The sequence below is a fragment of the Lelliottia nimipressuralis genome (assembly GCF_004115925.1).
Classification (GTDB): Bacteria; Pseudomonadota; Gammaproteobacteria; order Enterobacterales; family Enterobacteriaceae; genus Enterobacter; species Enterobacter nimipressuralis.
Window position 1 is genome coordinate 362,467 of the sequence record NZ_SDDX01000001.1, and the last position, 20,097, is coordinate 382,563.

Sequence of the window (20,097 nt, forward strand, 5' to 3'; positions counted from 1 at the left end):
TTCCAGAATTATATTTTGCTTGTGAATAATATTTCTCGTTTTCGTCCCGCGAACCGCCGCTTATCGTAAAAATATTCACTTAATATGCATTAACAGTGAATAACTCCATATCCTAACTCATTGATATTCTGTCCCGGCAATCCGTTTATGCATTTTTATCGCTGGCTGGCACGAACTCTGCAATCTACATTCACAGTGCAAACACTCAAATATTTAACATTTAAACAACTTATTATTTACCGGATGAGGTCGCTATGTCTCTGTCAATTACGCGTGAAAATTTTGATGAATGGATGATGCCGGTTTACGCTCCGGCGGCTTTTATTCCGGTACGCGGGGAAGGCTCACGCCTGTGGGATCAGCAGGGTAAAGAGTATATTGATTTTGCGGGCGGTATTGCCGTGAACGCGCTGGGGCACGCACACCCGGCGCTGCGTCAGACCCTCAACGATCAGGCGGCGAAGTTCTGGCATACCGGTAACGGCTACACCAACGAGCCTGCGCTGCGTCTGGCGAAAAAGCTGATCGACGCGACCTTTGCCGAGAAAATTTTCTTCTGTAACTCCGGTGCTGAGGCCAACGAAGCGGCCCTGAAGCTGGCGCGCAAATATGCCCACGACCATTTCGGCGCGCAGAAAAGCGGGATCGTGGCGTTCAAAAATGCCTTCCACGGTCGCACGCTGTTTACCGTCAGCGCCGGTGGGCAGCCCGCTTACTCCCAGGATTTTGCCCCGTTACCGCCGGACATTCGTCACGCGGTGTTTAACGATCTGCAGTCTGCCAAAGCGCTGATTAATGACGACACCTGTGCGGTGATCGTCGAGCCGATGCAGGGCGAGGGCGGTGTGGTTCCGGCAGATAAAGCATTCCTGCAGGGGCTTCGCGAGCTGTGCGATCAGCACAACGCGCTGCTGATTTTTGATGAAGTGCAAACGGGCGTTGGCCGTACGGGCGAGCTTTACGCCTACATGCACTACGGCGTCACGCCGGATGTGCTGTCGACGGCGAAAGCGCTGGGCGGTGGCTTCCCGATTGGTGCGCTGCTCACCACCGATAAATGTGCCAGCGTGATGGTCGTCGGCACCCACGGCACTACTTACGGCGGTAACCCGCTGGCATCCGCAGTGGCGGGCCAGGTGCTGGATATCATCAATACGCCAGCGGTGTTAAACGGCGTGAAGCAGCGTCACGACTGGTTTGTTGAGCGCCTGAATGCCATCAACAGCAAGGTCGGCATGTTCAAAGACATTCGTGGGCTGGGGCTGTTAATTGGCTGCGAACTGACCGCTGAATTTGCCGGAAAAGCTAAACTTATTTCACAGGAAGCAGCAAAAGCGGGCGTGATGGTGCTGATCGCAGGCGCGAACGTGGTGCGTTTTGCCCCGGCGCTGATTGTCAGTGAAGAAGAGATCACCACCGGCCTGGACCGCTTTGCGGTGGCCTGTGAACAGGTGAAATCCGGGGTGTCATCATGATGGTCATCCGTCCCGTAGAGCGCGGCGATCTCGCCGGGCTTATGCAGCTTGCCGGTAAGACGGGAGGCGGGCTGACCTCGCTTCCTGCCGACGAAAAAACGCTGTCGGCGCGCATCGAGCGCGCCATCCATACCTGGCAAGGGACGGTACCGAAAAGCGAACAGGGATACGTCTTTGTTCTGGAAGAGACGGATACAGGAACCGTGGCCGGGATCTGCGCCATTGAAGTGGCGGTCGGCCTGAATGAACCCTGGTACAACTATCGCGTGGGGACGCTGGTTCACGCGTCGAAAGAGCTGAATATTTATAACGCGCTGCCGACGCTTTCACTGAGCAACGATCACACCGGCAGCAGCGAACTCTGCACCCTGTTTCTCGACCCGGCCTGGCGCAAAGAGGGCAACGGTTATCTGCTCTCTAAATCGCGCTTTATGTTTATGGCTGCCTTCCGCGACCGCTTTAATGAAAAAGTGGTGGCGGAGATGCGCGGCGTGATTGACGAAACCGGCTACTCCCCGTTCTGGGAAAGCCTCGGCGAGCGCTTCTTCTCGATGGAGTTCAGCCGCGCGGACTATCTGTGCGGCACCGGGCAGAAGGCGTTTATCGCCGAGCTGATGCCGAAACATCCGATCTACACCCATTTCCTCACCCCCGAAGCGCAGGCGGTGATTGGCGAAGTCCATCCGCAGACGGCACCCGCGCGCGCGGTGCTGGAGAAAGAGGGTTTCCGCTATCGGAACTATGTCGATATTTTTGACGGTGGCCCGACGCTGGAGTGCGATATCGATCGCGTTCGCGCCATCCGTAAAAGCCGTCTGGTGACGGTCGCCGAAGGGCAGCCTGCGCCAGGCGAATTACCAGCCTGCCTGGTGGCGAATGAACAATACGACCATTTTCGCGCCATGCTGGTGCACGCGAATCCAAAATGTGAACGACTGGTGCTGACCGCAGCCCAGCTTGATGCCCTGAAATGTAGCGCAGGCGACACAGTGCGCCTGGTGCGACTCTGCCCCGAGGAGAAAACAGCATGAGTTTATGGATTAATGGCGACTGGGTGACGGGTGAAGGCGAACGCCGCGTGAAAACCAACCCGGTGGGTAAAGAGGCGCTGTGGACGGGGTCAGATGCCAGCGCCGCGCAGGTGGAACAGGCCTGCAAAGCCGCACGCGCTGCGTTCCCGGCGTGGGCCAAACAGCCGTTTAGCCTGCGTCAGGCGGTCGTTGAGAAATTCGCGTCACTGCTGGAGGCCAATAAAGTCGAGCTGACCAGCATTATCGCCCGTGAAACCGGCAAACCGCGCTGGGAAGCGGCGACGGAAATCACGGCGATGATCAACAAAATCGCGATTTCGGTGAAGGCGTATCACACCCGCACCGGCGAGCAGCACACGGAGATGGCCGACGGTTCGGCCACTCTGCGCCATCGCCCGCACGGCGTGCTGGCAGTCTTCGGCCCCTATAATTTCCCCGGCCATCTGCCGAATGGCCACATTGTGCCTGCGTTGCTGGCGGGAAACGCCGTGATCTTCAAACCCAGCGAGCTGGCGCCCTGGAGTGGCGAAGCGGTGGTCAAACTGTGGGAACAGGCGGGTCTGCCGCCGGGCGTGCTGAACCTGGTGCAGGGCGGGCGTGAAACCGGTCAGGCGCTGAGCGCGCTGAGCGATATCGACGGGCTGCTGTTTACCGGCAGCGCGGGGACCGGCTATCAGCTGCATCGCCAGCTGGCGGGCCAGCCGGAAAAAATTCTGGCACTGGAAATGGGCGGCAATAATCCGCTGATCGTTGAAGATCCTGATGATATCGACGCCGCCGTGCATCTGGCTATCCAGTCGGCGTTTGTCACCGCCGGGCAGCGCTGCACCTGTGCGCGCCGTCTGCTGGTTAAACGCGGCGCGCAGGGCGATGCGTTTCTGGCGCGCTTAGTGGAAGTGAGCGCGCGGCTAAAACCTGATGCGTGGGACGCCGAGCCGCAGCCGTTTATCGGCGGCCTGATCTCCGAACAGGCGGCGCAGAACGTGGTCAACGCCTGGCGCGATCACGTGGCGCGCGGCGGGAAAAGCCTGCTCGAGCCAAAGCTTATCCAGCCAGGCACGTCGCTACTGACCCCGGGGATTGTGGAAATGAGCGCGGCGAGCGATGTGCCGGATGAAGAGACCTTTGGGCCGCTGCTGTGCGTCTGGCGCTATGACGATTTCGACAGCGCGATTTCGCTTGCGAACAATACGCGCTATGGCCTGTCGAGCGGCCTGATTTCACCGGATCGCGAGAAATTCGACACGCTGCTGATTGAAGCGCGCGCCGGAATTGTGAACTGGAATAAACCCCTGACCGGTGCGGCGAGCACTGCGCCGTTTGGCGGCGTGGGCGCCTCCGGCAACCATCGCGCCAGCGCCTGGTATGCGGCAGATTACTGCGCTTGGCCGATGGCGAGCCTCGAAACCTCTGCGCTGACTCTGCCAGAAACCCTCAATCCGGGGCTTGATTTTAGCAAAGGGGATGGCCATGAAAGCGCGTGAGGTCAACTTTGATGGGCTGGTGGGACTGACCCACCACTATGCCGGGCTGTCGTTTGGTAACGAAGCCTCGACGAAACACCGCTTCCAGGTGTCGAACCCAAAGCTTGCGGCGAAGCAGGGGCTGCAAAAGATGAAAGCCCTGGCCGATGCCGGTTTCCCGCAGGCGGTGATCCCGCCGCAGGAGCGCCCGAACGTCGAGGTCCTGCGCCAGCTTGGGTTTAGCGGCAGCGATGAACAGGTGGTGGAAAAAGCCGGTACTCAGGTGCCGCATCTGCTGTCGGCGGCCAGTTCGGCGTCGTCGATGTGGGTCGCTAACGCGGCCACCGTCGCGCCCTCAGCGGATACCCTGGATGGCAAAGTGCATCTCACCGTCGCCAACCTCAATAACAAATTCCATCGCGCGACGGAGGCGGTGACCACCGAGCGCGTGCTGCGCGCCATTTTCAGCGATGCGGAACGTTTTAGCGTCCATGAGGCACTGCCGCAGGTCGCCATGTTTGGCGATGAAGGGGCGGCCAACCATAACCGTCTGGGCGGCAATTATGGCGACCCGGCAACGCAGCTGTTTATCTATGGCCGCGACGAAAGCGGTCACCATGCCCCCGTGCGCTACCCGGCGCGGCAGACGCTGGCGGCAAGCCAGGCGGTGGCGCGTCTCAATCAGGTGAATCCGGGGCAGGTGGTGTTTGCCCAGCAGAATCCTCAGGTGATCGATCAGGGTGTGTTCCACAATGACGTGATCGCCGTGTCGAACCGTCAGGTGCTGTTCTGTCATGAACAGGCGTTTGCTCAGCAGGATAAATTGCTGGCAAATCTTGCGGAGCGCGTTCCGGGCTTTACGCCGATTCAGGTCCCGACGCACGCTGTGAGCGTGCAGGATGCGGTGGAAACCTATCTCTTTAACAGCCAGCTGTTGAGCCGTGAGGATGGCAGCATGATGCTGGTGCTGCCGCAAGAGTCGCACAACCATCAGGGTGTATGGCGCTATCTGAGCGAGCTGGTCAAGGCCGATAATCCCATCAGTGAGCTGAAGGTTTTCGATCTGCGTGAAAGTATGGCCAACGGCGGAGGACCAGCCTGTTTACGTCTGCGCGTCGTCCTGACACAGGCAGAGATGCAGGCAGTAAACCCCGCAGTAATGATGAATGACGCGCTGTTTAACACGCTGAACAACTGGGTGGACCGCTATTACCGCGACCAGCTGACGCAGGCGGATCTGGTCGATCCGCAGCTGCTGCGCGAAGGGCGCGAGGCGCTGGATGCCCTGACCACGATCCTGCAGCTCGGTTCGGTTTATCCGTTCCAGCGCTAAGGAGAGAGCATGGAGAATTTACTGGCGCTGACGCTGGCCGATGAAACGCCCGCTGAAAAAGAGGGTGAAGGGGCGTCGTTTCACTGGAAATGGCATGGGCGCGGGCTGCTGGAACTGACCCCGTTTGAAGAGAGCGGCCGCGCGGTGGTGCTCTCGGCAGGTGTTCACGGCAACGAAACCGCGCCGGTGGAGATTGTCGATCTGCTTACCCGCGCGCTGTTTCACGGGGATATCCCCCTGCGCTGCCGTGTGCTGGTGGTGCTCGGGAACCCTGCGGCGCTGGCGCAAAACAAACGCTATCTGGAGAGTGATATCAACCGGATGTTTGGCGGTCGCGCGGCGCAGTTTGCACCCTGTGAGGAGACGGCACGCGTGCCGGTGCTGGAAAACGCCGTAAGGGAGTTCTACGCGGCAGCCGGCCCGGAACGCTGGCATCTGGATCTGCACACTGCTATTCGGGCGTCGTATCACGTGCGCTTTGGCGTGTTGCCCCAGCGCGAGCAGCCCTGGGATGAACGGTTCCTGCAATGGCTGGGCGATGCAGGACTCGAAGCGCTGGTGTTCCATCAGTCGCCGGGCGGAACCTTTACTCATTTCACCTGTGAGCATTTCGGCGCGCTGGCCTGCACGCTGGAACTGGGCAAAGCGCTGCCGTTTGGCCATAACGATCTGACGCGATTTGCCCCAACGCATCTGGCGCTGCGGGCGCTGCTCGCGGGCGTTGAGCCTGAGCCGCATGCTGAAGTGGTTGAGCGCTATCGGGTGGTGCAGCAAATCACCCGTCGCAGCGACGCGTTCCGGCTGCACATGGCGGCGCATACCCTAAACTTCACGCCGTTCCGCCAGGGGATTTTGCTGGCAGAAGATGGCGATGAGCGCTACGAGGTGCAGAAAACGACGGAGTACGTGCTGTTCCCCAATCCGTCTGTGGCCTTTGGTTTGCGGGCGGGATTGATGCTGGAAAAAATAGGCTGAGGCATAATTTCCCGCGTCTGACAGGGGGGCGGGAAATTATCTATTATGGCGATCGCGTAAAGTTTACAGATTATTCCTGGATACCTGCTTTATTATTAATCTCCAGTTCGCTATACTCTTTCACAATCTCTTTAAAATCAGCCAATTGAATATTTTTGTTTCAACTCTCCACGCTTTATCCTTAATTCCTCCACATTTGGTTATAAATTGTTTTTTACACTTTCATTGTTTTACCGTTGCTCTGACTAATTGACGATAAACCCCGTAAAGTTAATCTCGTCAACACGGCATAGCGCCGAAGAATAACTGAAAGTAAGGAAAACAATTATGCGTAAATTAACTGCACTGTTTGTTGCTTCTACCCTGGCTCTGGGCGCTACCAGCATGGCGTTCGCTGCGGATACCGCGACCACGACCGCTGCACCTGCTGAAGGCAAAATGATGCATCACAAAGGCAAGCCGGGTATGCATCACGACATGATGTTTAAAGATCTGAACCTGACGGATGCACAGAAACAGCAGGTGCGTGACATCATGAAAAGCCAGCGCGACCAGATGAAACGTCCGCCACTGGAAGAACGCCGCGCAATGCATGACATCATTGCCAGCGACAGCTTCGATAAAGCGAAAGCCGAAGCGCAGATCGACAAAATGGCCGAGCAGCACAAAGCCGGTATGCTGGCCCGCATGGAAACTCAGAACAAGATCTACAACATTCTGACCCCGGAACAGAAAAAGCAATTTAATGCCAATTTTGAGAAGCGTCTGACAGAACGTCCGGCGCCAGAAGGTAAAATGGCTCCGCCTGCTGAATAACAGCACAACATATTAAGACCGCCGGAAACCTGTTCACAAAAGCGCATTCGCTGTGGACAGGTCCGGCGGTTTTTTCTTTCACACCCTCTTGTCTCGCGCTGCCATCACGGTATGCTCCTGTAGTCGGTTCAGAGAATGCTTAACAGAGTCAGGGCGTTAGAGTTTTTTTCACCATGAGCCTAAGGCCCCTTTGCATTGCTGCCGATAATACGTCTGTGATTACCTAACGATAACAATCAAGACAGCGACGCTATTGATATTGTCGCTCTGGTGCGATTGCGCCTTTCAGGAGTGGTGATGGAGTTTTTTGATATCCGCAAAATGCCGGTGAATCTCTGGCGTAATGGGGCGGGTGAAACCCGTGAGATTTGTTGCTTTCCCACTGCGACCCGTGATTTTCACTGGCGCGCCAGTATTGCTTCTATCGCCAGCAACGGCGAATTCTCTCTCTTTCCGGGCGTCGATCGGGTGATTACCCTGATTGAGGGCGGCGAAGTGACCCTCGATGCGGGCCAGACCTTTTGTCATACCCTGAAGCGTCATCAGCCATTCAGTTTTGCGGGCGACCATCCGGTGAAGGCGAAGCTCACGGAAGGGCAGATGTCGATGGATTTCAATATCATGACGAAGCGCGATCGCTGCAAGGCCAACGTGCGGGTGGCGGATCGTACCTTTACCACCTTCGCCTCGCGCGGCGGTGTGGTGTTCGTTCTGAGCGGTGCCTGGCAGTTGGGTGACAAATTCCTCACCGCCGATCAGGGCGCCAGCTGGCAGGATGGCATTCACACCCTGCGCTTACTGGAATCAGAAGGAACGCTGCTGTTCAGTGAGATTACGTGGCTGCCGGGTCACTAAGTTCAATGATTTCATACTGCCCGGAGAGCAGCGGCTTACAGAGAATTTTGTAGCCGTCCTGATCAAACCCGGCAGGCGTGCGCAGCAGGGCCGCGGCGTCGTTTAACGTGTCGACGGCCCCCAGCCACAGCCAGTTGTGAATAATGTGGTAGTGGGTGATGGTGTTGCTGGTCTCTTTCAGCGCAATGGCGCCTTGCCACGGCCAGCAGGTCACGCTGATCGCCGCCAGCCCGGCCTTTAATCTCATCTGATGATCTTCCACACTCTCCTTGCCGCAGCACGCCCCGGCGCAGCGCTTCAGCGCGGAACGAAAACAGGCGCGCCCGCGCGTAAGCGACTCCAGGCCTAATAACCCGTAGCAAAGTTTCTCTGCATCAGCGAGAGATTGCAGCGCCTGCAACGCCGCGCGGCGGTTGGCAAACAGGCCGTATAAATTCGGCGCGTGGGAGAAATCAATCTCACGGGCGTAAACCACCTGCGGTTTGCCGTCGGTGATTTGCAGCGAGCACAGCTGGCGGTTGCGGCGCAGACGTTTATTGAACAGCGGCTGCTGTTCTTTGATCAACCGGGCTTCGAGCAGCAGCGCGCCCAGCTCCCCGGCGGTTTGCGTCCAGGTGATGCGCCGCGACTGGCGCAGCATCGCGGCCTCGTCGGGCGTGCGTAAATGCGATAACACCCGGCTGCGGATATTGACGCTTTTACCGATATAGAGCGGCATCGCTTCGCTTTCGCCATGAAAGAAATAGACGCCAGGCTGTTTCGGCAGAGCCTCCAGCCAGGGGCGAAGATGTTCGGGATATTCGTAGATAGCCCCCGCTTCAAATTCAAGACGCGGGGCAGATTGACGCCTGCTCACAAAAGACTCCTGATACTGTTCAGGCATACAGTGTAGCAAAGAGTGAGTGGTTAAAAAAGAGGCGGCTTCGTCTGGCGGGCTGTGTGCGTAGGGCTTACGGCCATCGCAGGGATAAAAACAGCCGGGTAAGCGTAGCGCCACCCGGCAATGCGCTTGGGGAATCAGCGTTTCCAGAAGTCGTCGAAGATGGTAATCGGCGTGCGTCGCTTGTGCTCGGTTTTCAGATACCAGCCTTCAATAGTGCGGGCGATACTCTCATCGAGCGTTTTGCCTTCCAGATAATCGTCGATATTGTCATACGTCACTCCCAGCGCCGCTTCATCTGGCAGGGAAGGACGATCGTCTTCCAGATCGGCGGTCGGCGCTTTCTTATAGAGGTGCTCCGGGCAGCCCAGCGCGGCAAGAAGTTGCTTACCCTGGCGTTTATTGAGGCGGAAAATCGGGTTGATATCGGTACCGCCGTCGCCGTATTTGGTGAAGAAACCGGTGACCGCTTCCGCCGCATGATCGGTGCCGACCACCACGCCTTTGGTCATTCCGGCGATGCTGTACTGGGCTTTCATGCGCTCGCGGGCTTTTTCGTTGCCGCGAATGAAATCGCTCAGCTCAATGCCGGCCTCGCGCAGCGCCTGTTCGCTGGCTAATACCGCGCCTTTGATGTTCACGGTGAGCACGCGATCGGGCTGGATAAAGGAGATTGCATCCTGGCAATCCTGCTCGTCGGCCTGGACGCCATAAGGCAGGCGCACGGCGATAAACTGCAGCGCGTCGTCACCCGTTTCCTGACGTAATTCTGAGATCGCCTGCTGGCACAGTTTGCCGGTCAGGGTGGAGTCCTGACCGCCGCTGATGCCAAGAACCAGTGACTTCAGGAACGGATACGTTTTCAGATAGGATTTCAAAAAATCGACGCTGCGGCGGATTTCTTGATGAGCATCTATCGCAGGCGTTACGCCAAGCGCATGAATAATCTCTTGTTGCAGAGCCATTACGCCCTCCATTAGCAAAAACGAAGCAGAATGAGTATCCGTTAAAACTAACCCTTTGGGCGTAAAACGACAAGGATCACAGTTTCGAGTGCGGCAAATTGCGACGATTTAGCAGGTTATCGTTGTTTTATTAGAATTTTCCGAAAAACATCCCGCTTCGCAGACAAAGTTGAAGAATCGAATTTTTTATCCCATGCTTAGATAACACGCTGATAAACAAGAGGACGGAAAATGAACAAGAATGTAGCGGGAATTTTAAGTGCAGCGGCGGTATTGACTATGCTGGCGGGCTGTACAGCTTACGATCGTACAACCGATCAGTTCACACAGCCGGTAGTTAAAGATGTGAAGAAAGGGATGAGCCGTGCGCAGGTAGCGCAGGTGGCTGGCAAACCTTCTTCCGAAGTCACTATGATCCACGCACGTGGGACCTGCCAGACCTATATTCTGGGTCAACGTGATGGTAAAGCAGAGACCTACTTTGTGGCTCTGGACGATACAGGACACGTGATCAATTCAGGTTATCAGACCTGTGCTGAGTACGACACCGACCCGCAGGCACCTAAGGCGCAATAACCTGCTTGCCTGAGCGATGTAACAAACCGGCCAATGTGCCGGTTTTTTTATGCCTGCAATAATCTTATTTCTTTGCGCGAATTATTTGCCTAAACTGTGAGGGCAGTCAAAACGACAGGTCAAGGAGAGACAATTGTGACTCGTGCTGAATTATCCGCTCCCTATGCCTTGCCGTATACTCCATTCAATGACAAACAAAAGTAACACTCATCAGCGGGCTGAAGGGCGATGGTGAGGGTCATACAAGAGGGAAGTTGCTATGGAAAAGAAACATATCTACCTGTTCTGCTCTGCGGGCATGTCAACGTCACTACTGGTTTCCAAGATGCGTGCGCAGGCAGAAAAGTATGAAGTTCCTGTCGTTATCGAAGCGTTTCCCGAAACGCTGGCAGGCGAAAAAGGTCAGGCCGCGGACGTGATTTTACTGGGTCCACAGATTGCGTATATGTTGCCAGAAATCCAGCGTTTATTACCGAACAAACCTGTAGAAGTGATCGATTCTGTGCTGTACGGCAAAATTGATGGTTTAGGTGTACTTAAAGCTGCAGTCGCCTCAATTAAAAAAGCTGCCGCTAATTAAAATTTAAATTTAAATTTTTCCCGTCAAAGAGTTATTTCACACACTTACGCCGCAATATTTGTTGCGGCATTTAAGGGTAATTTCTATGAGTCAAGTTATTAGCTCTCTTGAAAAGGTACTCCTTCCTTTTGCTGTTAAAATAGGAAAGCAGCCCCACATTAATGCGATTAAAAATGGCTTTATTAAATTAATGCCGTTGACCCTGGCCGGTGCCATGTTCGTATTAATTAATAACGTCTTTTTAAGTTTTGGCGAAGGCTCGTTTTTCTATTCTATGGGCATTCGGTTAGACGCTTCCACCATTGAAACCCTGAATGGCTTTAAAGCCATCGGCGGCAACGTGTACAACGGTACGTTGGGCATTATGTCGCTGATGGCGCCTTTTTTCATTGGTTCAGCGTTAGCGGAAGAGCGTAAAGTCGACCCAATGGCAGCCGGTCTGTTGGCTGTGGCGGCCTTTATGACTGTGACACCTTACAGCGTTGGTGAAGCCTATGCCGTCGGTGCAAACTGGCTGGGCGGTCAGAACATTATTTCCGGGATGGTGATTGGCCTGATCGTGGCGGAAATGTTCACCTTCGTGATTCGTCGCAACTGGGTCATTACCCTGCCAGATAGCGTGCCGTCTTCCGTATCGCGTTCTTTCTCGGCGTTAATCCCAGGCTTCCTGATCCTGTCCATTTTCGGTGTGCTCTCCTGGCTGCTGGCCAACCACGGCAGCAACTTCCACCAGATCATCATGGACTCTATCTCCACGCCGCTGGCATCAATGGGCAGCGTAGTGGGCTGGGCTTACGTTATCTTTAACTCCCTGCTGTGGTTCTTCGGTGTGCACGGCTCACTGGCGCTCACCGCGCTGGATAACGGCATCATGACCCCATGGGCGCTGGAAAACATCGCACTGTATAACCAGTACGGCTCTGTAGAAGCGGCGATTGCCGCCGGTAAAGAGTTCCACTTCTGGGCGAAACCGATGCTGGATTCCTACATCCTGCTGGGTGGTTCAGGGGCGACGCTCGGTTTGATTATCGCTATCTTCATCGGCTCACGCCGCGCGGATCATCGTCAGGTAGCGAAACTGGCACTGCCATCAGGTATCTTCCAGATTAACGAACCGATTCTGTTTGGTTTACCAATCATCATGAACCCGGTCATGTTTATCCCGTTCGTGCTGATTCAGCCGATTCTGGCCGCTATTACGCTGGCTGCTTACTCGATGGGTATTATCCCGCCGGTAACGAACCTGGCACCGTGGACGATGCCAACCGGTCTTGGCGCCTTCTTCAACAGTAACGGCAGCATCGCCGCACTCTGCGTGGCACTGTTCAACCTGGGTGTATCGACGCTGGTTTACCTGCCATTCGTGGCGGTGTCGAACAAGGCTCAGGCGGTCATTGATGAGCAAGAAAGCGAAGAAGACATCGCTAACGCACTGAAATTCTAAGAGGTCCGGCGCGGGGAAACCCGCGCCTGTAAAAGGAGAGAAATGATGTTTGATTTGGATACTATCGTGGCAGACGAGGCCGTTGAGAACGATCTTGAAGAAGTAGTGATGGGGCTTATCATTAACTCCGGACAGGCACGCAGCCTGGCGTACGGCGCACTCAAACAAGCCAAGCAGGGCGATTTCGCCGCAGCGAAACGCATGATGGATCAGTCGCGCACGGCGTTGAACGAAGCACACCTGGTACAAACTAAGCTGATTGAAGGCGACCAGGGAGAAGGTAAAATGAAGGTGAGTTTGGTGCTGGTTCACGCCCAGGATCATTTGATGACCTCAATGCTGGCTCGCGAGCTGGTGGCTGAGCTCATTGAGCTTCACGAGAAGATGCAATAAGTCAGGCCGCCGGAGGTAAACACGATGGAAATTAAAACCGCACTTGAGCAGCAACTGTTTAACGGCAAGAATTTTCACGTGGTTATCTACAACAAAACGGAAAGCGTGAGCGGTCTGCATCAGCATGACTACTACGAGTTCACAATTGTTCTGACCGGGCGCTACTACCAGGAGATCAACGGCAAGCGTGTGCTGCTGGAGCGCGGCGACTTTGTGTTTCTGCCGATGGGGTCGTATCACCAGAGCTTTTATGAATTCGGGGCGACGCGCATTCTGAACGTCGGTGTGAGCAGACGTTTCTTCGAGAAACACTACTTACCCCTGGTGCCGTTCTGCTTCGTGGCATCGCAGGTGTATCGCATTAAAAACGAGTTTATGACCTGGATCGAAACGGTTATCGCCTCGCTGAACTTCCGGGACAGCGAATTCGATGAGTTTATTGAAACGGTCACGTTTTATGTGATGAACCGCCTGCGCCACCATCGCGATGAGCAGCAGGTGATCGATGATATCCCGCAGTGGCTGCGGACTACCGTAGAGTTAATGCACGACAAACATCAGTTTGGCGATAATGCGCTGGAGAACATGATTGCCCTGTCGGGTAAATCGCAGGAATATCTCACCCGCGCCACCCAGCGTTATTACCAAAAAACACCGGTGCAAATCATTAACGGTATTCGTATTAATTTCGCCAAAAAACAGCTGGAAATAACCAACTATTCGGTCACCGATATTGCTTATGAATCGGGTTACAGTAGCCCGAGCCTGTTTATTAAAACCTTTAAGAAATTCACTTCATTCACGCCTAACAGCTACCGTAAAAATTTGACGGTAATGAATAATTAATTGACTCACGGCGAATTAACTCGCCAGGAATATTGACTTAAACGCTTGCCCAAAATAGCGGGAATGCCACGCTATACTTTGCAGGCGGTTAACCTGATACGCTAAGGGAGATATTATGCAAAAGAAATTGAAAGTCGTAACCATCGGCGGCGGCAGCAGTTATACCCCAGAATTGCTCGAAGGTTTTCTGAAACGTTATCATGAACTGCCGGTCAGCGAATTATGGCTGGTGGATGTGGAAGAAGGGCAGGAGAAGCTCGATATTATTTTCGAGCTGTGCCAGCGCATGGTGCAGAAAGCCGGTGTCCCGTTAACCGTACATAAAACGTTAGATCGTCGTCAGGCGCTGAAAGATGCCGACTTCGTCACCACCCAGCTGCGCGTTGGCCAGCTGAAAGCCCGCGAACTGGATGAGCGTATTCCGCTGAGCCACGGTTATCTGGGGCAGGAAACCAACGGTGCGGGCGGTCTGTTTAAAGGCCTGCGCACCATTCCGGTGATTTTTGACATCATCAAAGATGTGGAAGAGATCTGCCCGCAGGCGTGGGTGATCAACTTTACCAACCCGGCCGGGATGGTCACGGAAGCGGTCTATCGCCACACCGGATTCAAACGTTTCATCGGCGTGTGCAACATTCCGATTGGCATGAAAATGTTTATCCGCGATGTGCTGAAATTGACCGACAGCGACGATCTCTCCATCGATCTTTTCGGCCTGAACCACATGGTCTTTATCAAAGATGTGATCGTCAACGGAGAGTCACGCTTTGCCGAACTGCTGGACGGCGTGGCCTCGGGCCGACTGACCGCCGGCTCGGTGAAAAACATCTTCGATCTGCCATTCAGCGAAGGGCTGATTCGCTCCCTGAATTTGCTGCCGTGCTCGTATCTGCTCTACTACTTCAAGCAGAAAGAGATGCTGGCCATCGAAATGGGCGAGTATTATAAAGGCGGGGCTCGCGCGCAGGTCGTGCAGAAAGTCGAAAAACAGCTCTTTGATTTGTATAAAGATCCTCATCTTAACGTCAAACCGAAAGAGCTTGAGCAGCGCGGCGGGGCGTATTACTCCGATGCGGCCTGTGAAGTCATTAACGCCATCTACAATGACAAACAGGCTGAGCATTACGTGAACGTGCCGCACCACGGGCATATCGACAACATCCCGGCAGACTGGGCGGTTGAAATGACCTGTATTCTTGGGCGCGACGGGGCGAAACCGCACTCTCGCATCACCCATTTCGACGACAAAGTGATGGGCCTGATTCACACCATCAAAGGTTTCGAAATCGCAGCCAGCCATGCGGCGCTAAGCGGGGAATTTAACGACGTGTTGCTGGCCCTGAACCTGAGTCCGCTGGTCCACTCCGACCGCGACGCAGAATCCCTGGCCCGCGAAATGATTCTCGCCCATGAAAAATGGCTGCCAAACTTTGCGGCCACGGCTGAGAAGCTTAAACAACGCTGAGAGGAACAGAGATGGAAAATCTGTTGATCGTGAATGCCGATGATTTTGGACTCTCCAAAGGGCAAAACTACGGCATCATCGAAGCCTGTCGCCACGGGGTGGTCACATCGACCACCGCGCTGGTCAACGGCGAGGCGATTGAACATGCCGCAGCGTTAAGCCGCGATCTGCCGAAGCTGGGCGTAGGGATGCATTTCGTGCTGACGCTCGGGATGCCGCTCTCACCCATGCCGGGGCTAACGCGCGACGGGGTGCTGGGGAAATGGATTTGGGAGATGGCAGAGCAGGGGGCGCTGCCGCTCGACGAAATCGCCCGCGAACTGGATTGTCAGTTCAATCGCTTCGTCGATCTCTTTGGCCGCGAACCGACGCATCTCGACAGCCATCATCATGTGCATATGATCCCGGCGATTTTCCCGCTGGTAGCCGAATTTGCGGCGCGTAAGGGCGTGGCGATGCGTGTGGACCGTCAGGTGCTGGCCCTGCACGATTTGCCGCTCGGCCGTGCGCCGACTACCGAGGGTTTCAGCAGCGAGTTTTATGGCGATGCGATCAGCGAAGCGCTGCTGTTGCAGGTACTGGATGGCTCGGCTTCGCGCGGTGAACGTTCGCTGGAGATCATGGCGCATCCGGCGTTTGTCGATAATACGGTGCGCAAAAGCGCCTATTGCTGGCCGCGTCTGGCGGAACTGGACGTGCTGACGTCGCCCTCGCTGAAGTATGCGATTGCGGAACGTGGGTATCGTTTAGGGACGTTTAGCGATTTGTAAAAATAGCCGGGTAGGCATCAGCCTACCCGGTGGTTTGTTATGCCGGAATCGCTGAAATTTTAGCGCTTCGTGACCACACCCGGTGCGCCGCCATCAGATCGAACAGCTGATCCATAAACGGTGCGCCGACTTTATCGCCTTCGACAATCCCTTCTTCACCTTTTTCTGCCACTTTCAGCAGCGATTTAAACTGACGCGCATCGCCCGCCAGCGCGACTGGTTTCAGGTGTTTATAAGCCTCCAGCAGATAGTAGGCCGCATCGCCATTGGTGAGCAGGCTCTTAATGTCGCCGCCCGGCACAATCACTGCATCCACGGTGAGGGACGGTGATCCGGCGAACGTCGCGGCGATGGGCAGGACAGAGCCATCGTCAGCCTTCACTTCGCCCATGCGAGAGTAGAGCAGTTTCGCGTGCACGCCTTTCGACTTCAACGCTTTCAGGATCGCCAGCACATCTTTGGCGATGGGTTTGTCGTTAAGCAGTACCGCCACCACGCGGCCCTTAATTGTTCCGCCCGGCACGGCATAAAGACTCAGGGAGGCATCTTTTTTCAGGCCGTTAACCTCTTTCGGCGGCGCCGTATTGCGCTGCTCATCGGTGAGGGTTAGCCCTAAATTATCCGCCACGCCCTGGGCGAGCTTAATGTCGATATGCGCCAGGTGATCGACCACCCGTTCACGAATGTATTCACGCACCACTTTGCTTAACTCAAAGCTAAAGCTGCCGATGATATGTTCCTGCTCAACGGGCGTCTGACTGTTCCAGAACAGGCGAGGATGGGCGTAATACTCGGCAAACGATGGACTGCGCTCGCGGATTTTGGTCCCTTCCACGCGCTCCTGATAGGACTCGAAGCCACCGCGTTTTGGCCCTGGCGGGGTTTCGCGCGGCCAGTTATCGTTGATCGAGTTCGGTTCATAGTTCGCCGGGTTGGTGTCGATATCCTGGCGGTGCATCCCGTCGCGCTGGAAGTTATGGTACGGACAGGTCGGGCGGTTAATCGGAATTTCGTGGAAGTTCGGCCCACCGAGACGGCTGATTTGCGTATCGGTATAGGAGAACAAACGCCCCTGCAGCAGAGGATCGTTGGTGAAATCCAGCCCTGGGACGATATGCCCTGGATGGAACGCCACCTGTTCGTTTTCCGCAAAGAAGTTATCTGGATTGCGGTTGAGCACCATTTTGCCCACCAGCTGCACGGGCACCAATTCTTCGGGGATCAGTTTGGTAGGGTCGAGCAGATCAAAATCAAACTTGAATTCATCCTCTTCCGGAATCAGCTGTAACCCCAGTTCGTATTCCGGGAAATCGCCCGCTTCGATGGCTTCCCACAGTTCACGACGATGGAAATCGGGATCGCGCCCGGTCAGCTTTTGCGCTTCGTCCCACACTAGAGAGGCTTTACCCGCTACCGGCTTCCAGTGGAAACGCACGAACGTTGCTTTGCCTTCGGCGTTAATCAGGCGGAAGGTGTGAATGCCGAAGCCTTCCATGGTGCGGTAGCTGCGGGGAATACCACGATCGGACATCGCCCAGATCACGTTGTGCAGGGTTTCCGGCTGGAGCGAAACATAGTCCCAGAAGGTGTCGTGGGCACTTTGCCCCTGCGGAATAGCCCAGTGCGGCTCAGGTTTGACCGCATGGACGAAGTCCGGGAACTTGTGGGCGTCCTGAATGAAGAACACCGGGGTATTGTTGCCGACAAGGTCAAAAATACCTTCTTCCGTATAGAATTTGGTGGCGAAACCACGGATATCGCGCACGGTGTCGGCTGAACCAGCGCCGCCCTGTACCGTGGAGAATCGCACGAAGACCGGGGTCACTTTATCCGGGTCGGAGAGGAAATCCGCTTTGGTAATATCGCTCAGGTCTTTGTAGGGCTGGAAATAGCCATGGGCGGCAGAACCGCGGGCGTGAACAATACGTTCCGGGATACGCTCGTGGTCAAAGTGGGTGATTTTCTCCCGCAGGATAAAATCTTCCAGTAGCGTCGGGCCACGGCTTCCTGCACGCAGGGAGTTCTGGTCATCGGCGATGCGCACGCCCTGATTGGTGGTGAGCGGGAAACTCTCGCCGCCTTTGCGATGCGGCTCCAGTGAATGCAGTTTTTCGTTGCCCGTATCCGGGGATTTGAGGCTACCCGGCGCGGTAGGTTGCTCTCCTGGGGCTGACGGCGACGGCGAAGGGCGATGGGAGCCATCTTCCGGGGCCAGCGAGTCCATACCGGGTTTTGATTCTTCGTCGCCGTGGATCGGTGACTGATGATGTTTATCGGTCTTGTCTTTTTGATGCGACATTGCACTCGTCTCCTGGGTTTCATTGCTGAAATACGGTCGTTGTGGCGAAAAGCCCCATTAACTATAGAACAATGTGACAAACAACCTGCCAGACTGAGACTTTTCGGGTTAAAGGCACCGCGAGAGCGGGCATACCGCATCCAAAGCGCGACGCGTCAGGGGGGAATCGGCTATGATAGGAATTTCCTGCTTCCAGAATTTGCTTTAGTGAACCAGTGCTTATGAAACCATTTCGTCAACAAAACCGTCGTGTCATCAGCTACGTACCCCGCGTCGAACCAGCGCCGCCAGACCATGCCCTGAAAGTGGATGGTTTTCGCGACGTCTGGCAGCTGCGGGGAAAATACGTGGCCTTTGTCCTGATGGGGGAGCATTTTCGCCGTTCCCCGACGTTTACGGTTCCGGAATCGGCCCAGCGCTGGGCCATGCAAATCCGCCAGGATGGGGATATTGAGTAAACGCAGAGATAAAAAAAACCGCCAGAGGCGGTTTTTTTATTGGGTGCGGTAAACGATTAACGATGCGCCAGTTCGGCGTTCTCATCGCTATCGAGGACAGCTTTGTCGGTCTGCTTCAGCCACTGGCTGGTGAGCGTTCCGGCAGTCATAGAACCATTGACGTTGAGCGCGGTACGGCCCATGTCGATCAGCGGTTCGACGGAGATCAGCAGTGCGACCAGCGTCACCGGCAGGCCCATCGCAGGCAGCACGATCAGCGCGGCGAAGGTAGCACCACCGCCAACACCGGCCACACCAGCGGAGCTTACGGTGACAATACCGACCAGGGTCGCAATCCACATTGGGTCGAGCGGGTTAATCCCGACGGTAGGAGCAACCATGACTGCCAGCATTGCCGGGTACAGACCCGCACAGCCGTTCTGACCAATGGTCGCGCCGAAAGAGGCGGAGAAGCTCGCGATTGATTCTGGTACACCCAGACGACGGGTCTGCGCTTCAACGTTCAGCGGAATAGACGCGGCGCTGGAGCGGCTGGTGAAGGCAAACGTCAGCACCGGCCACACTTTGCGGAAGAATTTCAGTGGGCTAACACCGTTCACACCCAGCAGAATGCCGTGGACGACAAACATGATCATCAGGCCGAGGTAAGAAGCGACCACGAAGCTGCCCAGTTTGATGATGTCCTGCAGGTTAGAACCGGCAACCACTTTGGTCATCAGAGCCAGCACACCGTACGGCGTTAGCTGCATAACCAGACGCACCAGCTTCATCACCCAGCTCTGCAGAGTGTCGATGGCGGTCAGTACGCGCTGGCCCTTTGGCGCATCGTCTTTCAGCAGTTTCAGCGCGGCCACACCCAGGAAGGCAGCAAAAATCACGACGCTAATAATGGACGTCGGGTTTGCGCCTGTCAGGTCGGCAAACGGGTTTTTCGGCACGAAGGAGAGCAGCAGCTGAGGCACGCTCAGATCGGCCACTTTACCGGCGTAGTTGGTCTGAATAGCGGCCAGGCGCGCGGTTTCCGCGGTGCCCTGTACCAGACCTTCTGCGGTCAGGCCAAACAGATTGGTGACCAGCACACCGACCAGCGCGGAAATAAGCGTGGTGAACAGCAGAGTGCCAATGGTCAGGAAGCTGATTTTACCCAGCTGAGAGGCGTTATGCAGACGAGCAACCGCGCTCAGAATAGAGGCGAAGACCAGCGGCATGACGATCATTTGCAGCAGCTGTACATAGCCGTTACCGACCACGTTAAACCACTGAATAGAATCTTTCAGAACCGGGTTATCAGAGCCGTAGATCGCCTGCAGTGCCAGACCAAATACCACACCCATTCCCAGACCGACGAGTACTTTTTTTGCCAGGCTCCACTGCTTGTGACGCGTCTGCGCCAGCAGCAATAGCAAGACAACGAACACCACAATGTTCGCGATAAGTGGAAAATTCATCCCCGTTCTCCTGATTTATAATCCG

At 55.5% G+C, this 20,097-nt stretch carries 18 protein-coding genes and 1 pseudogene; 15 read left to right on the forward strand and 4 right to left on the reverse strand.

Annotated elements, in window-relative coordinates:
• Positions 1 to 254 precede the first annotated feature (254 nt).
• From astC to ves, 7 genes are all read left to right on the forward strand, one after another.
• Positions 255 to 1,475, forward strand: a complete 1,221-nt coding sequence (gene astC / locus ETG88_RS01730; RefSeq protein WP_129034410.1) for a succinylornithine/acetylornithine transaminase — start codon at positions 255 to 257, stop codon at positions 1,473 to 1,475.
• Positions 1,472 to 2,506, forward strand: coding sequence for an arginine N-succinyltransferase (gene astA / locus ETG88_RS01735; protein WP_100780505.1), 1,035 nt, complete (start codon positions 1,472 to 1,474; stop codon positions 2,504 to 2,506). Before astC ends, astA begins: the two co-directional genes overlap by 4 nt.
• Positions 2,503 to 3,990 carry a succinylglutamate-semialdehyde dehydrogenase gene (astD, locus tag ETG88_RS01740; RefSeq protein ID WP_129034411.1) on the forward strand — a complete coding sequence of 496 codons (1,488 nt, stop codon included), beginning with the start codon at positions 2,503 to 2,505 and terminating at the stop codon, positions 3,988 to 3,990. The genes astA and astD overlap by 4 nt, the downstream gene beginning before the upstream one ends.
• Entirely contained in the window at positions 3,977 to 5,302 is a 1,326-nt protein-coding gene (astB, locus tag ETG88_RS01745; protein WP_129034412.1) for an N-succinylarginine dihydrolase, read from the forward strand. Before astD ends, astB begins: the two co-directional genes overlap by 14 nt.
• Before the next feature lie 9 nt (positions 5,303 to 5,311).
• Entirely contained in the window at positions 5,312 to 6,277 is a 966-nt protein-coding gene (gene astE, locus ETG88_RS01750; protein WP_129034413.1) for a succinylglutamate desuccinylase, read from the forward strand.
• Between the two features lie 327 nt (positions 6,278 to 6,604).
• Entirely contained in the window at positions 6,605 to 7,093 is a 489-nt protein-coding gene (spy, locus tag ETG88_RS01755; protein WP_123429060.1) for an ATP-independent periplasmic protein-refolding chaperone Spy, read from the forward strand.
• 297 nt (positions 7,094 to 7,390) lie between these two features.
• Positions 7,391 to 7,948 carry an environmental stress-induced protein Ves gene (gene ves, locus ETG88_RS01760; protein ID WP_102103501.1) on the forward strand — a complete coding sequence of 186 codons (558 nt, stop codon included), beginning with the start codon at positions 7,391 to 7,393 and terminating at the stop codon, positions 7,946 to 7,948.
• On the opposite strand, the gene cho is transcribed toward ves, so the two are convergent.
• Both cho and nadE read right to left on the reverse strand, forming a co-directional pair.
• A complete protein-coding gene (gene cho / locus ETG88_RS01765) occupies positions 7,926 to 8,804 on the reverse strand; it encodes an excinuclease Cho (RefSeq protein WP_206732571.1) in 879 nt (292 codons plus the stop codon). The genes ves and cho overlap by 23 nt on opposite strands.
• Positions 8,805 to 8,965: 161 nt before the next feature.
• The gene (gene nadE / locus ETG88_RS01770) at positions 8,966 to 9,793 is read right to left on the reverse strand and encodes an NAD(+) synthase (protein ID WP_100780499.1); all 828 of its coding nucleotides are present in this window, start codon (positions 9,791 to 9,793) and stop codon (positions 8,966 to 8,968) included.
• Between the two features lie 231 nt (positions 9,794 to 10,024).
• Here nadE and osmE point away from each other — a divergent pair, with 231 nt between their 5' ends.
• The 7 genes and pseudogenes from osmE to chbG all read left to right on the forward strand — a co-directional run bounded on the left by osmE (position 10,025) and on the right by chbG (position 15,867).
• Positions 10,025 to 10,369: an osmotically-inducible lipoprotein OsmE gene (gene osmE / locus ETG88_RS01775; RefSeq protein ID WP_100780498.1), complete on the forward strand. Its 345-nt coding sequence runs from the start codon at positions 10,025 to 10,027 to the stop codon at positions 10,367 to 10,369.
• A 259-nt stretch (positions 10,370 to 10,628) separates the two neighbouring features.
• The gene (gene chbB, locus ETG88_RS01780; RefSeq protein ID WP_100780497.1) at positions 10,629 to 10,949 is read left to right on the forward strand and encodes a PTS N,N'-diacetylchitobiose transporter subunit IIB; all 321 of its coding nucleotides are present in this window, start codon (positions 10,629 to 10,631) and stop codon (positions 10,947 to 10,949) included.
• An 85-nt stretch (positions 10,950 to 11,034) separates the two neighbouring features.
• On the forward strand, positions 11,035 to 12,393 hold the full coding sequence (gene chbC, locus ETG88_RS01785) for a PTS N,N'-diacetylchitobiose transporter subunit IIC (RefSeq protein WP_100780496.1): 1,359 nt from the start codon (positions 11,035 to 11,037) through the stop codon (positions 12,391 to 12,393).
• 45 nt (positions 12,394 to 12,438) lie between these two features.
• Positions 12,439 to 12,786, forward strand: a complete 348-nt coding sequence (gene chbA / locus ETG88_RS01790) for a PTS N,N'-diacetylchitobiose transporter subunit IIA (protein ID WP_100780495.1) — start codon at positions 12,439 to 12,441, stop codon at positions 12,784 to 12,786.
• A gap of 12 nt (positions 12,787 to 12,798) precedes the next feature.
• Positions 12,799 to 13,632, forward strand: a pseudogene (gene chbR, locus ETG88_RS01795) (transcriptional regulator ChbR); the annotation flags it as partial.
• A 115-nt stretch (positions 13,633 to 13,747) separates the two neighbouring features.
• Complete coding sequence (locus ETG88_RS01800) at positions 13,748 to 15,097, forward strand: 6-phospho-beta-glucosidase (RefSeq protein ID WP_123429056.1); 1,350 nt, start codon at positions 13,748 to 13,750, stop codon at positions 15,095 to 15,097.
• Between the two features lie 11 nt (positions 15,098 to 15,108).
• A complete protein-coding gene (gene chbG / locus ETG88_RS01805; RefSeq protein WP_129034414.1) occupies positions 15,109 to 15,867 on the forward strand; it encodes a chitin disaccharide deacetylase in 759 nt (252 codons plus the stop codon).
• 37 nt (positions 15,868 to 15,904) lie between these two features.
• On the opposite strand, the gene katE is transcribed toward chbG, so the two are convergent.
• Positions 15,905 to 18,166 (reverse strand): catalase HPII, encoded by a 2,262-nt coding sequence (gene katE / locus ETG88_RS01810; protein WP_129034415.1) that lies wholly within the window; start codon positions 18,164 to 18,166, stop codon positions 15,905 to 15,907.
• A gap of 221 nt (positions 18,167 to 18,387) precedes the next feature.
• Between katE and cedA the strand changes: the two genes are divergently transcribed.
• Positions 18,388 to 18,624 carry a cell division activator CedA gene (cedA, locus tag ETG88_RS01815; protein ID WP_123429053.1) on the forward strand — a complete coding sequence of 79 codons (237 nt, stop codon included), beginning with the start codon at positions 18,388 to 18,390 and terminating at the stop codon, positions 18,622 to 18,624.
• Positions 18,625 to 18,680: 56 nt separating this feature from the next.
• Here the strand turns inward: cedA and ETG88_RS01820 are convergent, their stop codons facing one another.
• On the reverse strand, positions 18,681 to 20,072 hold the full coding sequence (locus ETG88_RS01820; protein ID WP_100780489.1) for an L-cystine transporter: 1,392 nt from the start codon (positions 20,070 to 20,072) through the stop codon (positions 18,681 to 18,683).
• Positions 20,073 to 20,097: the final 25 nt, after the last annotated feature.

What these genes read in the sequence shown, in the direction of transcription:
- astA (WP_100780505.1), top strand. Translation starts at nt 1,472, where the DNA reads ATGATGGTCATCCGTCCCGTAGAGCGCGGCGATCTCGCCGGGCTTATG.
- chbG (WP_129034414.1), top strand. Translation starts at nt 15,109, where the DNA reads ATGGAAAATCTGTTGATCGTGAATGCCGATGATTTTGGACTCTCCAAA.
- astC (WP_129034410.1), top strand. Translation starts at nt 255, where the DNA reads ATGTCTCTGTCAATTACGCGTGAAAATTTTGATGAATGGATGATGCCG.
- ETG88_RS01820 (WP_100780489.1), bottom strand. Translation starts at nt 20,072, where the DNA reads ATGAATTTTCCACTTATCGCGAACATTGTGGTGTTCGTTGTCTTGCTA.
- astB (WP_129034412.1), top strand. Translation starts at nt 3,977, where the DNA reads ATGAAAGCGCGTGAGGTCAACTTTGATGGGCTGGTGGGACTGACCCAC.
- chbA (WP_100780495.1), top strand. Translation starts at nt 12,439, where the DNA reads ATGTTTGATTTGGATACTATCGTGGCAGACGAGGCCGTTGAGAACGAT.
- katE (WP_129034415.1), bottom strand. Translation starts at nt 18,166, where the DNA reads ATGTCGCATCAAAAAGACAAGACCGATAAACATCATCAGTCACCGATC.
- nadE (WP_100780499.1), bottom strand. Translation starts at nt 9,793, where the DNA reads ATGGCTCTGCAACAAGAGATTATTCATGCGCTTGGCGTAACGCCTGCG.
- astD (WP_129034411.1), top strand. Translation starts at nt 2,503, where the DNA reads ATGAGTTTATGGATTAATGGCGACTGGGTGACGGGTGAAGGCGAACGC.
- spy (WP_123429060.1), top strand. Translation starts at nt 6,605, where the DNA reads ATGCGTAAATTAACTGCACTGTTTGTTGCTTCTACCCTGGCTCTGGGC.
- ves (WP_102103501.1), top strand. Translation starts at nt 7,391, where the DNA reads ATGGAGTTTTTTGATATCCGCAAAATGCCGGTGAATCTCTGGCGTAAT.
- astE (WP_129034413.1), top strand. Translation starts at nt 5,312, where the DNA reads ATGGAGAATTTACTGGCGCTGACGCTGGCCGATGAAACGCCCGCTGAA.
- chbC (WP_100780496.1), top strand. Translation starts at nt 11,035, where the DNA reads ATGAGTCAAGTTATTAGCTCTCTTGAAAAGGTACTCCTTCCTTTTGCT.
- ETG88_RS01800 (WP_123429056.1), top strand. Translation starts at nt 13,748, where the DNA reads ATGCAAAAGAAATTGAAAGTCGTAACCATCGGCGGCGGCAGCAGTTAT.
- osmE (WP_100780498.1), top strand. Translation starts at nt 10,025, where the DNA reads ATGAACAAGAATGTAGCGGGAATTTTAAGTGCAGCGGCGGTATTGACT.
- chbB (WP_100780497.1), top strand. Translation starts at nt 10,629, where the DNA reads ATGGAAAAGAAACATATCTACCTGTTCTGCTCTGCGGGCATGTCAACG.
- cedA (WP_123429053.1), top strand. Translation starts at nt 18,388, where the DNA reads ATGAAACCATTTCGTCAACAAAACCGTCGTGTCATCAGCTACGTACCC.